The sequence below is a fragment of the Trueperaceae bacterium genome (genome assembly GCA_031581195.1).
Classification (GTDB): domain Bacteria; phylum Deinococcota; class Deinococci; order Deinococcales; family Trueperaceae; genus SLSQ01.
The window spans coordinates 1-11,733 of sequence record JAVLCF010000076.1; the positions used below are offsets into that span (position 1 = coordinate 1).

Annotated in this window: 16 protein-coding genes; all 16 read right to left on the bottom strand. The window is 62.4% G+C overall.

Going from position 1 to position 11,733, the window contains the following annotated elements:
- A partial coding sequence (locus tag RI554_07980) for a hypothetical protein (protein ID MDR9391953.1) occupies positions 1–350 on the bottom strand: 350 nt, incomplete at its 3' end.
- A 4-nt stretch (positions 351–354) separates the two neighbouring features.
- Complete coding sequence (locus RI554_07985) at positions 355–828, bottom strand: hypothetical protein (GenBank protein MDR9391954.1); 474 nt, start codon at positions 826–828, stop codon at positions 355–357.
- On the bottom strand, positions 825–1,253 hold the full coding sequence (locus RI554_07990) for a hypothetical protein (protein MDR9391955.1): 429 nt from the start codon (positions 1,251–1,253) through the stop codon (positions 825–827). The genes RI554_07985 and RI554_07990 overlap by 4 nt, the downstream gene beginning before the upstream one ends.
- The gene (locus RI554_07995) at positions 1,250–2,902 is read right to left on the bottom strand and encodes a hypothetical protein (GenBank protein MDR9391956.1); all 1,653 of its coding nucleotides are present in this window, start codon (positions 2,900–2,902) and stop codon (positions 1,250–1,252) included. Before RI554_07995 ends, RI554_07990 begins: the two co-directional genes overlap by 4 nt.
- A gap of 15 nt (positions 2,903–2,917) precedes the next feature.
- Positions 2,918–6,433 (bottom strand): hypothetical protein, encoded by a 3,516-nt coding sequence (locus RI554_08000; protein ID MDR9391957.1) that lies wholly within the window; start codon positions 6,431–6,433, stop codon positions 2,918–2,920.
- The gene (locus tag RI554_08005; protein ID MDR9391958.1) at positions 6,430–6,588 is read right to left on the bottom strand and encodes a hypothetical protein; all 159 of its coding nucleotides are present in this window, start codon (positions 6,586–6,588) and stop codon (positions 6,430–6,432) included. The genes RI554_08000 and RI554_08005 overlap by 4 nt, the downstream gene beginning before the upstream one ends.
- Positions 6,589–6,749: 161 nt before the next feature.
- Positions 6,750–7,178 (bottom strand): hypothetical protein, encoded by a 429-nt coding sequence (locus tag RI554_08010; protein MDR9391959.1) that lies wholly within the window; start codon positions 7,176–7,178, stop codon positions 6,750–6,752.
- Between the two features lie 130 nt (positions 7,179–7,308).
- Entirely contained in the window at positions 7,309–7,893 is a 585-nt protein-coding gene (locus RI554_08015; GenBank protein ID MDR9391960.1) for a hypothetical protein, read from the bottom strand.
- A gap of 4 nt (positions 7,894–7,897) precedes the next feature.
- Positions 7,898–8,572: a hypothetical protein gene (locus RI554_08020; protein ID MDR9391961.1), complete on the bottom strand. Its 675-nt coding sequence runs from the start codon at positions 8,570–8,572 to the stop codon at positions 7,898–7,900.
- The gene (locus RI554_08025) at positions 8,569–8,979 is read right to left on the bottom strand and encodes a minor capsid protein (protein MDR9391962.1); all 411 of its coding nucleotides are present in this window, start codon (positions 8,977–8,979) and stop codon (positions 8,569–8,571) included. The genes RI554_08020 and RI554_08025 overlap by 4 nt, the downstream gene beginning before the upstream one ends.
- Positions 8,976–9,224: a hypothetical protein gene (locus RI554_08030; GenBank protein MDR9391963.1), complete on the bottom strand. Its 249-nt coding sequence runs from the start codon at positions 9,222–9,224 to the stop codon at positions 8,976–8,978. The genes RI554_08025 and RI554_08030 overlap by 4 nt, the downstream gene beginning before the upstream one ends.
- A gap of 53 nt (positions 9,225–9,277) precedes the next feature.
- On the bottom strand, positions 9,278–9,667 hold the full coding sequence (locus tag RI554_08035; protein ID MDR9391964.1) for a hypothetical protein: 390 nt from the start codon (positions 9,665–9,667) through the stop codon (positions 9,278–9,280).
- Positions 9,668–9,694: 27 nt separating this feature from the next.
- Positions 9,695–10,525: a P22 phage major capsid protein family protein gene (locus RI554_08040; protein ID MDR9391965.1), complete on the bottom strand. Its 831-nt coding sequence runs from the start codon at positions 10,523–10,525 to the stop codon at positions 9,695–9,697.
- A 3-nt stretch (positions 10,526–10,528) separates the two neighbouring features.
- Positions 10,529–11,101, bottom strand: a complete 573-nt coding sequence (locus RI554_08045) for a hypothetical protein (GenBank protein ID MDR9391966.1) — start codon at positions 11,099–11,101, stop codon at positions 10,529–10,531.
- A gap of 125 nt (positions 11,102–11,226) precedes the next feature.
- Positions 11,227–11,394 carry a hypothetical protein gene (locus RI554_08050; protein ID MDR9391967.1) on the bottom strand — a complete coding sequence of 56 codons (168 nt, stop codon included), beginning with the start codon at positions 11,392–11,394 and terminating at the stop codon, positions 11,227–11,229.
- A gap of 9 nt (positions 11,395–11,403) precedes the next feature.
- Positions 11,404–11,733: hypothetical protein (locus RI554_08055; GenBank protein MDR9391968.1), on the bottom strand; the 330-nt coding region annotated here is incomplete at its 5' end.

Consider the following 11,733-nt stretch of genomic DNA (forward strand, 5'->3'; position numbering starts at 1 on the left):
ATCGAAATAACCGTCCGCGGCGCAAACGCCACACTCCCATTCGACGGCACCGTAATCGTCACGGTACTCGAGTTCGTCGTCCGCACAAGCGCCCCCGCATCCCCCGCATTAAGGGTGTACGACGTGCCCGTCACCTCAGTAAAGCCCGACACTTGCTCCGGCTGTTGCCCATCCTTCACCAGCCGACCACTCGTACCGTCCCACAACACGATCCCACCATCATTCGTGCCCGCCGCGGGACCCTCCACCACCTTCCCGAAATTCTCGTTAATGAGTTGCCCACCCGACCGCAGGGTCTGCCCCGTACCGTCGTCCGCAGCGTTCCCAACATTCAAGTCCGTCAACGGCATACGCTCACCTCAACTCCCAAACGCGACCCGACTGCAGCCGCAACACGTCACTCGATGACTCGAACCGCGGGTTCAACACGTTCAGCGCGACCCGCGCCACGTACCCAAGTTCACTCGGTTGCTCCACGACCGACTCCACACCCGCAACCCTCCACGACCCAAAATTCGTGGTGACCAACACCGCAGCCTTCAGGTTCTCGATCGTGTCCTCCAACCGATCCGTCACAAGCACCAAAAACTCGACCGGTTGGCCGCCATACGTCACGCCCACCCCACCAAACGTCACTTCCGGATTGGGTGGCTGAACCTCCAACCGAACACTCAACGCAACGCGTTCGGGGTCCCCCGAACCAAACCCAAGCCAACGACTGGCGCCAGCCCCCCGGTACGACTGAACGTCGAACGCGACCTCCTCCGGCTCCACCCGCACCAGGCTGTACGTCGTCGTGCTTCCGTCCCGAAACTCGAGCGTCATCATGCTTCGATCGTCTCCGCATCCAGACGAACGTCCGTCTGGTCCAGCGTGACGTCCGTACGGTCCCAACCAAACACAACAATGCCGCGCTCTACGCGCCGCCACACAAGCCGCAACCGCACCGCAAGACCATCCCCCCGCAACCGGTGGGACTGAAGTTTGTCCACCTCAAAACGCCCCCTGTGCGTCGTCACGAACGTCGCGCTTTGCGCCTCCTCAATAACGGTGTACGCCAAACTCGTAGCGGACTGCAGGTCGTCCCCAACCAACTCCATCTCCACCGTCAGTGTGCTTGGGTTCTCCGTGCCGTCCCCCCGCACGTACGACGCACGAAGCGCGTCCCGCGCGTACGTCCGTTCGCGTTCCGGCATGCGGTACACCCGCACCTCCCGCACGCCACCCGGGTGGTTGATCTTGAGCGGCGTCACCCTCGACCCCGCGTGACGCTCTCCCGCGCAAGGCGATTAATGACGGCCTTCTGCGCCAGCAACTCCCCGCCGTACTCCTGGCCCGTATAGAGACGCGTCACGAAATCCCCGGCGTTCGTAATTTCGTACTCAATGCGTTTCACAACCAAATCCAGCGGCACGCTTTCGCGTTCCCCGAGGAGCTGCACGTTCGTTGTGGGCCCAAGGAACCCGTAGTAGTTGATGACCGCCACATCCTGTTGCGGTTCGTTCACGAACGACTCCGCAAGGAACTCGCTGGCGTCCCCACCGACGTCCGTATCCGGCACTTTCGTAGCGATTTCGTACAGGCGGACGCCCGTCACGCCCGTAAACGTCAGGCGGACATACGGGCTGGTTTCCTCCTGCAGCGCGAGCGGCAACACCGGCAGGTACACGAGTTGACGTGCGCCTTTCGTAGCGTCGAGGTTGTAGTAGTACAGGCTTTCGCGGTCTTGCAGGCCCGTGTCGCTGTACCACTCGACCTTCACCTCAAGGACGTGCCCACCCTCGAACGTCGTGAGGCCATCCGCTGCGGCGTACACGAGCCGCACGATCGTGCCGGGCGCCTCCGCACCCAAGTTGGGGCTATCGAACACCATGTTGCCGTTGTCAGCCGCAATCTCGGCGTACGTGGTGTCGTCCTCATCCGTAGCGTTCGCGGGGTTCGTGACGTCCGTCGTGCTGGAGCCCGTGAAGTTCAGGTTCGCCATGTAATCCAGGGCGGGCGTGACGTTCTCCACGACCTCCCGCCGAATGTTCGTCGCTAGGTTTTTTCCGCTCCCCAACAAACGCGACAGGGGGCGCGCCGCAATACTTTCGGCAGGCTCGTCGACGCCTTGCCTCTGCACGAACGGCGCCACGATGTTCTCCCCATCGAGGTCCGTTGCGTACACCAACCGAGCGGCGTCCACGACGCCGTCCGCGTTGACGGTCGCCCACTTGACGTCCACCCTGCGGCTGGCTTCCTCAAGGTACGCGGTGCTGCCCGCCGGCCGCCGAAAAAAGATGCTGCCGTCCCCACGGACGCCCCACTCGACCGCCGGAACGATATCTCCAGGGTAGAACGTAAGGCCGTCGTACTCGTACGTTCCGGACGGAACAATGAACCGCCCGACCGTACCGGCCAGCCCATCCAGGAAATCGCCGATCGACTCGAACTGCGGAAAGCGATCCCCAAGCGAAAACCCCAGGGTGGGTGCGTCACTGGCCGTGAAGGACAACCCTACCGGCAGCGTCACGTTCAAAAGGACGGCTTGCACCATGCTGGCGACGTCCCCACCCTCCACGCGATCAAGTGTAAGTACGGTCTCGTACAGGCGGTCTTTGACGCTCGCGAGTTCGTACCGCTGCATTTGTTCGCTGCGGGTGCTGCCCAACTGAATGACGAACCCACGATGAATGTCCTCAAAGGTGGCGCCCCCATCGAACGACACGCGGGTTGAGAGGACGTCCCGCTGGTCCAACTGAATGTCGGGAGGGTACGCCTCGAACGACGCGGACAACGCCCCACCAAGCGGTGTGGTGGAGGCCTGAATGCCGCCACGAAACCCGGCGCTGGGGAGGAGCGGCGTACCGCTCTGGCCCGTACTTGTGGTGCGTTCAACACGCCAAGAGAGAGAGACAGGCATGCCGCCCTCCTTTCGTTAGATGTAGCGCGGGAGGGACACTTCAATCTGCTCGTTTTCCGTCGCGAGCTTGATGTTGAAGCCTTCCTCGATCATGCGTTGCAACCACGTGGCGTGGTTCTGCATTGCCATTGCGTGCGTCTGGTAGATGTTCGTTCCGACACCACCCGTGAGGGTGTCGGCCGCCTGCTGAAACTTTTCGGCGGCCTGAATGAGGGGGGTCGCAACGGCCAGCTGCACGCTTTGTCCGGCCGCCCCAAAGTTCGTGCGGGCGTCCTCGAGTGCCTCCTGTTCGCTGTACACCAGGTCCGGCTCGTCCTGAGCGGGTGGTGGTGGCGGCGCACTCGATGTTGGTGGCGGCGTGGTGGGTTGCGTCGGTGCTGGGTCCGACGTGCCCAACCCCAACAACCTGTTCAGTTCCTTGCGTTTCCGCGCGATCTCTTGGTTCAACCGCCGGATTTCATCCTCATCCGTAGCGGCATCGCGCTGCGCCTCAAGATCGCGGATTTCTTGCCGCAACTCCTCAACACGCCCGACCGGCTCTTCTTCTTCACCTTCGTTGCGGATGCGCTCCATCTTTTTTTCGTTCGTTTCGATCATGTCGAGCGCCAACTGACGTTCTTTCGGGTCGTCCGTCGTGTTGTACAGGTTCCGCAACGCCTGGTTCTGCTGCTGCAAAAACGCGATGCTGCCAGGCTCCGCCGTCACGCCCTCAAAAACAACGCCACTTTCACTAATTTGAGCGTTGCCCTCTTCGTCGCGAGCCACGCGAGGAGGACCTCCCCCTTCTTCGTACCCGCCGCCAGAAACGTCTCCGCTTCCAGAGGTTGAAGCCCCCATGCTTCGCAGCATCGCCATGCCAGCCGACGCTGCCGCAACACCTGCAGCGCCCGCCGCCATCAACCACGGGTTCCAAATCTGACCCATCATGACGCTTGCCGTAATCGTGATTGCCAAAACCATCTGCGCCAACTGATTGACGAGCCCCAACACGATTTGCCCAAACGACTCCACAATGCCGGACTCGCCCGCCATTGCGGCGCCAATCATTTCTCCGACGCCCGACACGAACGCAACAACGCCGCTACTAATCACTTGCGCCAAGTTCTTCATGGAGACCCCAACACCGGTCACCATGCTTGAGACGGCCTCTTGTAGTTGTTGACTGAACGTTGAGAACAACGACTGGAAGTTGCCGGTCACGCTTTGCGCGAACGATGCGCTGCTCTGCAAAATCTGTCGTTCGCGAGCCAACTGCGCCTCGTACTGTTGTGCAGCCTGCGCACGTTGGTTCAGGAAACCCAGGTACGCGTTCGCGCGGCGGGTGGCGGCGTCACGTTCTGCCTGCACGGCAGCGTTGTTGGCTTGCCGTTGTGCAGCCAACCGCGACTCCTGGTACTCACGTTGTCGCTGCACGGCGTTGCGGTCTTGGATGGCCTCAATGCGAAGGTGCCGCTCGCGTTCACGCCGTTGACGCGCCCAGTGCGCGTCCGCCGTAGCTGCACGCTCGTTTAGGAACGCCGTGTACGCCTGAAGGCGTCGCCGTGACGCCTCCCGCTCAATCGACAGTCGCTCCGCGTTCGCGCGACGCAAATCCTCCGTCATTGCGTCTTCACCAAACGCTGCGGTGTCTGTAGGTTCGCGCGTGGGGAGGCCAGCAACCGGGTTTGGTAGCGGCACTGCCTGTTCGCCGCCCACTTGCGGACGGACCGTCACGTCGATCGGTTCGTCCTCCAGCGCCCGCAAGCCGGTCGGGTCGTCGTCCGTACCGCCAGCCTGCGCGTCGGGAACCGTTTCGACGTCAACGTCCACGCCGTCACTGCCCGCCTCATCGAAGCGCGCCATGAAGCCGTCAATGACGGCGTCCACGTCTGCGTTTAGGTTGTCGAGGTCTTGCTGGAACCGGTCGCGATTCACGAGCAGAGGCGCAATCTGCATGTTGACTTCGCGTTCCGTCAAGTTCGCTTGATCCAGCAGGTCAAGCATCTCCTGAAGTTCGCCGCGAAGGTACTGCACCTCAGCAACGTCGTCAGGATCAACGTCAAGAGGAACGGCCGCTTCGGCTTGCTCCAAGTCGTTCCGGACGTTCAGGTAGCTTTCCGCCGCCCACAACTGAATTTCGCTGTAGCGAGCCAGCTCGTCGTTCGTGCGTCGCAACGCATCCTCACGACGCTCGATCTCCCGAATGTCTTCCGCCGCCAGCTGCACCGCAATGCTGCGCAACACCTCGCGCTGCGCATCAATCACGCGATCCGCGTTCGTGATGGCGGTGTTCGCCCACTCTTTCCAGCCGTTTTGTTCCTCGTCCGGAAGGAACGACGCCAACTCATCCAACCGGCCTCGAAGGCTTGCCTTATCGTTCGCCGTACCGACGGTGTTCGCGACGTCCTCCACCGTCGTGCGGTAGTTCTGCATTTGTCGGTCGTGCGTCGTAAGTGACCGGTACAACGCGCCACCCAGCAACACCGCAAGGGCCGTCAACGCCCCCGCAGGACCCGTCAAGACCGCCACGGCAGCCGGCAGCAACCGTACGACGCCCAACAGGTTGCTGAACGCCGTCGTGACTTGCGCCACCGCCACCAGCAGGGGCCCACCCACCGCGAACGCCGTCACGACGTACATCACGAACGACTGCGTTTCACTACTCAAGCTCGAGAACCAACCAATGAGGCTCTCGACGCGCCCAGCGAAGTTATCGACGGCAGGAACGACGCGATCCCGAACGACCTGCACGATGTCTTGCAGGGCCGGCAGGAACGCCACAACAACTTCCGCCGCTGCGTTCCCAATGGCGCGCCGCGCGACGTTCATTTCGTCGCGGTACTGCACCAACGCATCGACAGACTCACCACTCAACACGACGCCGGCATTCCGCGCCTGCCGCTCGAGGTCCGCAAGGCCATCCACACCCTGGTTCAAGACCGGCACGAGGCGTTTCCCGACGTCATCCCCAAACACGATGCTGGCGGTTGCCGCCTGCTCCGCGCTGCTATCCATGTTGCCGAGCGCAACGACCAGGTCGTCGAACACGTCACCCGCACTGCGCAACTCGCCGTTCGCGTCCCGCGTCGCAACCCCAAGACGTTCGTACGCATCCGCGTACGTGCGGTTGCCTTGCGCTGCAAGCCCCAACCGCCGGTTCAAACTTTGCAGCGACAAATCAAACTGCTCGGCCGTAATGCCGCTCTGCTCGAACGCAAACCGCAGGGTTTGGTACCGCTCCGCCGACAAGCCCGCACTCTGGCTGCCTTTATCAATCGCGTCCGCAGCGCGACTCGTGCGGTCCGCCGCCACCAACGCCGCCGTCCCCGCCGCCGCGATTGGGGCCGTCACGCGACGGGACAACACCCCACCAAACCGCTGGGCGGACTCCCCAAACCGATTCAAGCTGGTTTGCATGCGACCCAACCGACGACTGAACGTCGATTGCATTTCGCGGGACGACCGCTCCGTCTTGCGCTCCAAATTATCGAGAGCGCGAATGTAGCCCTGGTCGTCAACCTCGATGGAAGCGAACAACTCGAACACGTTCATGCGGTACCTCCATCAAAGGCTCGCTGCACAACCTCAAGATTCTGGAACGCCGTTTCTTTCTCTCGCTTTACTTGCTCCGGCGACAACTCAATGCGCGGGTCAGCAATCCCGAGTTTCTTCATGTACTTCTGGAACGATCCGGTTTTGCCGCCCATCGCCCCAACCGTTTGCCACCCAATGAACGCACTTTGGATCCACGCGTCCCGCTGTTCCGCCGTTGCGGATTCCGCCGCCAACCGAGTCTCCTGCAGCAGCCGCGCGTACGGAAGGGCCAGGAGGGCGTCGTCACTCCATCCTGCGTACCCACCGTGCCGCCTTAAGAGGTGGAGGGTTCTTGCGAGGCTGTCTGCATCTCCGGCAGCCGCTCCGTCAGAGCGGCGATGCGCGCCAAAAAACTCTTGAGGTCCTGGTGTTCACTGAGGCCCTCGAACACGTCAATGATGCTTTCCATCGGGAACTTGTTGGGGTCCTGCAAATCATCGATCTTCACGTCAAGGAGGTCCGCGAGGAGCGCCAGGACTTCCGTTTCGTTCCTCGTCATGCTGGCAATCAACACCTGCACGACTTGGCCGGGCGTGTATTGGTTGGTGCCGTCCCCAAGAACAGCGACGCCGTTCCCAAGGATGCGGGCGACGCGGAACACGTCCCGCAACCCAAGGCGCCGCATTTCGTACTCGGTGCCCGCAACCGTAATTACGAAGTTTTCACTGAGGACGGGATCTTGTTCCTGTTTCTTTGTCGGCATGCGTTGCCTCCCTGGAAGGGGTAGCCCCACCCTCCAGGGCAGGTGGGGCACGAAAGGTTTGCGCGCCAATACGATCCTGGAGGCGCGAAAATAGCCCCCACCAGCGTGGGGGCGTTAGTCGTTATGGGGTTTAAGCGCTCTTGATGTAGATGCTCCAGGGTTCCGTGCCGGGAGTCGCCGGATCGAAATGCGCGCCGAACGTCACGGGCATCACGACCTCATCCTCATCACTCAAGCTGAGGTCGGGCGCTTCGACCGCCAGGACGTTCTCGAGAACGACGACGACGGCGTCCGTGTCACCCGAACCGCTGGTGTACGTGCCGTACAGCGCAATGTTGTTGATGTACGTCGCGTCACTCACTTCGCCACCCGTGATTTTGTCGAACGACCCGGTGGTGGTGGTGACGCTACCCGCGAACGCCTGCTGCAGGTTTTCGCTCGTGACCTCCAGCAGGTTCGTCTGGAGGGTCGCAGCAACCTCCTGACGACGCTTGAAGCCCTTCGTGGGTCCAAGCTTTCCGTCGGCTTCCATTTCGCGCATGGTGCGGCCCGCCGTGAAGGTGTTCCCCCCACGCGTCGCACCCAACAGCGTAGCGCTCGCTTGGCTGTCCGCAACCGGCGTGCTGCTGCTGCCGTCCTCGAGCGCATCGACATCAATGTTGGTGTACACGACGCCCGCATCAATCACGAGGCGGGAGGCCGTGCTGGCGGTCACGCCACTAGCTCCTTGAGGCATGATGATTCCTTTCCGGCGGCTTGGCCGCCGCATCGAAAATGGGTGTGGTGTGTCGCGGTCCCGACCGATTCACGACACTCGGTGGGGCTTGGTGCTGCACGACGTTCGGTACGACGACCCTCATGCCGGCGTCGTGCTGCAGTAGGTGCTTTCGTAGGGCGTGGTCCCACGGACCCAACGGGTCGCGTTCCTCCCGCCGGAAATCCGGCGTCGCGAGGATGCTTTCCACCCAGGGTGCGGGGATCCAGACGGCTTGCGCGCCGTACCAGCCACGCAACCGCTCGAGCGGATGCACGCCGTGCAGGTGCCGTGGGACGGGCTTGCGGAAGTCCACGAACTCCCGCACGGTCGTCGGGTAGAACTTCCCGACAGGCGCGTACAGGGTCGTGACGTCCCGCACGTGCGTTTCAAGGTGCTCAATCCACGCTCGCGCGTAGGGACTGAGTAGGACGTCGTCCTCCAGCATAAGGACGGCATTTCCGTTGAACGCTTGCGATAGGGCCGCCACGGCGTTCGTGCGGTTCAGGGCGTTGCTGGCGCCCCGCGCCTGGGTCGTGACGACATCCACGCGAAGGTTCGCGTCACGAACGCTTTGCAGCGTCCGCTCCAGGGAAGCCGTTCGTGTGGCGTGCGTATAGATCGCGACGCTGGTCTTCACGAGAACGTGTCGCGGTGGCGACGCACCTCGAGGTTGAACGCCACGAGCGGGCGGTCGTTCTCGTCGATCGTGAGGAACGCGGGTTGCTGCACGGCTCGCGCGTACGCGTACCGTTGCCCCGAGTCGAGCGTTTGGTTGCGGAACTGCACGGCGTCGTACACCTCCGCCGCCAGGGTCTCCGCTGCGTACTGGTTGTCGGGTTCCGCCCGCACCAGCACCTGAACGTTGAACCGTTCGTCGGCCGGCAGGTTCATGTCGTTCCTGATGCGGCTGGCGTCCCCCGCGTACGTTTGCAGCGTCACGATTTCGTCCGGCGTGTCGGGCATGCGACCGACCGTCAAGTCACTCCAGAGGGTCGCAACCCCCTCGTCATGAATGCGGTTCGCAAGATCCAACAGGACGCTCACCGCAACCACCCCACGTAATGCGTGACGCTGCCCCTAACGTCGCGAGCCGTTTGGACTTTGATGACGGCGTACTTCGTGCCATCAATCGTGATGCGGTCCCCGACCGCAAGGGGGTGGAGGGTCGCCAACCGTTCGTTCGCGACGACCTCCTCCCCTTCGTTCGTGCGGACCAAGTCCGTCGCCCCGGCCCTACGGACGTGCACGATTGCGGGCGGCGTGTACGAGCCACCCGTGTAGTGATTCACGCCCGTGCGGGCCTCCAACTGCGCAGCTTCCGTAAAGAATCGACCGGCGTTCATTAGAACGTCGCTCGAATCTGTCGGGTGGACGGAGGGCGTTCCTCCGTCGCGATGGTGATCGCGTCATCCACCCACCGGCCTGCCCGCCTGATGCTACGCGCTACGCGTTCGGGACTGCGTTTCGTTTCGCTCGCCTCGAACACGCTCTCTTGCAGCGCGCGGTCCGGATCCGCATCAATGATGCTGGCGGCAGCCAAGTGCGGACGGTAGTACGTTTGGTTGTCATCGTCGCGTGTTGGTACGAAGCTCGTGGCTTCAAGGGCGGCGGTGAGTTCCGTGTCGCTGTACCGGTCGTCCGTCGTGTCCCGCAACCAAAACCGCGTCCAGGCAAGCCCCCACGAGCCTGCATTGAGGTTCGTGGGGGTCAAGTCATTCTCGTTGTACGGCATGCTTCACCCCTTTCGCGGGGGTGTGCCTTACGACTGGTCCGCAGCGATCGTGCCGAGCGCGGCCGGCTCCACAACCTTCGCGCCGTACGCCAGGCGCCCACGCACGGCGTCCTCGAATCGACCTTCGCGACGCAGCGCCTCCGGCTCACCCAGGAGCTGGCGGGCGTACGTCATGCTGTCGCTCGTGCCGTACAGGCAGTAATACAGGTCCGTCGTGCTGGCGTCCTCCGACAGGTTGTTACTGACGAGGATATCCATGCCGGCCACCTGACCGACAGCGCCGGTCGTGACGACCTGATCCCCGAGGTCGCTGGCCTTAATGAACTTGTCGTTCTTCAGGAGGTCCGCGTACACCTCCGGCGTAACGATCGCCCAGCGGCCCTGCCGCGGCACGTTGCCTTTGTCGAGGTTCAGGGCGGCCGCAACGAACGCGTCGTACGCGTCGTCCGTACCGACATCCAGGTCCACCTGGCCGGCCGTACCGTCACTGTAGATGCTGCCGAGGTACGCGTCGATGTCTTCCGCAATGGCGACGGCAGCACGCTGCGTGTAGGTATCCACCAGGTTCACGTTCGCCTGGACGCTGTCGAGGTCATCGACGGTGAACGCGAAGTACTTGTCTTGGTCCACCTGCAGGGTGCGGGTGGTGCTGGTGGGGTCCTCGTACGAAATGTCGGCGCTGGCCGGGTAATCGTTAATCGTGAGGCTGCCCGGCTTCTGGATCTTGACGCGATCCCCAACGTTCCGGATTTCACCTTCGTAGTTCGTGTTCGCACCGAGCGTAATGACGGTGGCCTTGTCGAGGTTCGCGAGGAGGCGCGCACTCCACAGTTGCGGAATGAAGTTCGAGATAGCCATGCTTTACTCCTTCATGCTGGAGACGATGGTCTCCCATTGGGCGTTAATTTCTTCGGGCGTGAGGTCCGCAAGCCGCTCCATGTTGATGCCCTTCGCGGGGGCCGGCGCGCCCTGCGGGGCGGGCGCCGCCCGCGGTTCGTCCTTCGTGGGGGCGTACTCGGGGAAGTCCTCCAGGATCTTCTCGACGTTCGGTTCAACGCCGTCGAAGTACTCGTTGGGGTCCTCCATGAGTTTCAGGACGCGGTTGGGGTTACTGACTTGGCCAGCGAGCTGGCTTTTGCGTTCGGCCGTCATGACGCGTTCGTTCGCGCGTCGTTCGGCGTCCTCCAGTTTTTCTTGTAGTTCTCGCGCGCGTTCTTCGGCCGTGAGTTCCGCTTGGCGTGCTTCTTCGGCGGCCTGTTGTTCTGCCTCTTCTTTTTCGCGGAGGCGCGTGCGGTACTTCGCGGCTTCTTTGCGGGCGCGTTCCAACTCTTTCGACAGGACGTCCGGCGTCAACTGTTCTTCAGGTTGGGTGGGGGTTTCGGTCTCGACCTCCGGGGTGTCGACCACGTCATTCGTTTGCGTTTCATCCGTCATGAATACCCTCCTGGGGTAACTAGGTGGGTCTTACCCACCCGCCGGGGGTGGCGCCCAAACCACACGAACAACACCCCCACGCAGTGTGGGGGTGACACAAAAAGAAACGGCCCACGCAGGGGCGTCTAGGGTTCTGGCTTCTCGATTAGGACGTCCGTTGCTGGGATGGGTAGGAGTTCGTTCGTTTCTTTGTCGATCACGACCATTTCGTCGTTCACGACCGTAATGAGGCACGCACGCAATTCGTTGTTCGGGCCCCAGTAGAACCCTTCGGTCTCCACGCCGAACTCCATATGGTGACGCTACCGCATGCGGGTCCCTAGGGCGCGTACCAGGTCACGTCGAAACCGGCTTGCGTTCTCCCGCATGGGGGTCTCAAGGTACTTGTTGTTCGTGGCGTGGAGTTCGTGAACGGCAGCAGCGTACTGCGCGGCCGTCCCGCCGTACGACAGAACGACACGCAATCGGTCTTGTGCGGCGGCGTCCAGGCGGCCGCTGGCCTTGAGGTTTCCCGTATCGACCGGCACTCGGCGTTGCGACTCGTTGAACGTCCGGACGCCGGTCTCGTTGAGGACCTTCACGACGGTTGGTTTGACGCTAGCGCGCTGGATGTTGCTGCTGAACTCGTAGTT

Bases quoted from the DNA above. Each gene is read 5' to 3' on its own strand.
- RI554_07985 (MDR9391954.1), bottom strand. From the start codon at position 828: ATGATGACGCTCGAGTTTCGGGACGGAAGCACGACGACGTACAGCCTG.
- RI554_07995 (MDR9391956.1), bottom strand. From the start codon at position 2,902: ATGCCTGTCTCTCTCTCTTGGCGTGTTGAACGCACCACAAGTACGGGC.
- RI554_08000 (MDR9391957.1), bottom strand. From the start codon at position 6,433: ATGAACGTGTTCGAGTTGTTCGCTTCCATCGAGGTTGACGACCAGGGC.
- RI554_08005 (MDR9391958.1), bottom strand. From the start codon at position 6,588: ATGGGCGGCAAAACCGGATCGTTCCAGAAGTACATGAAGAAACTCGGG.
- RI554_08010 (MDR9391959.1), bottom strand. From the start codon at position 7,178: ATGCCGACAAAGAAACAGGAACAAGATCCCGTCCTCAGTGAAAACTTC.
- RI554_08035 (MDR9391964.1), bottom strand. From the start codon at position 9,667: ATGCCGTACAACGAGAATGACTTGACCCCCACGAACCTCAATGCAGGC.
- RI554_08040 (MDR9391965.1), bottom strand. From the start codon at position 10,525: ATGGCTATCTCGAACTTCATTCCGCAACTGTGGAGTGCGCGCCTCCTC.
- RI554_08045 (MDR9391966.1), bottom strand. From the start codon at position 11,101: ATGACGGATGAAACGCAAACGAATGACGTGGTCGACACCCCGGAGGTC.
- RI554_08050 (MDR9391967.1), bottom strand. From the start codon at position 11,394: ATGGAGTTCGGCGTGGAGACCGAAGGGTTCTACTGGGGCCCGAACAAC.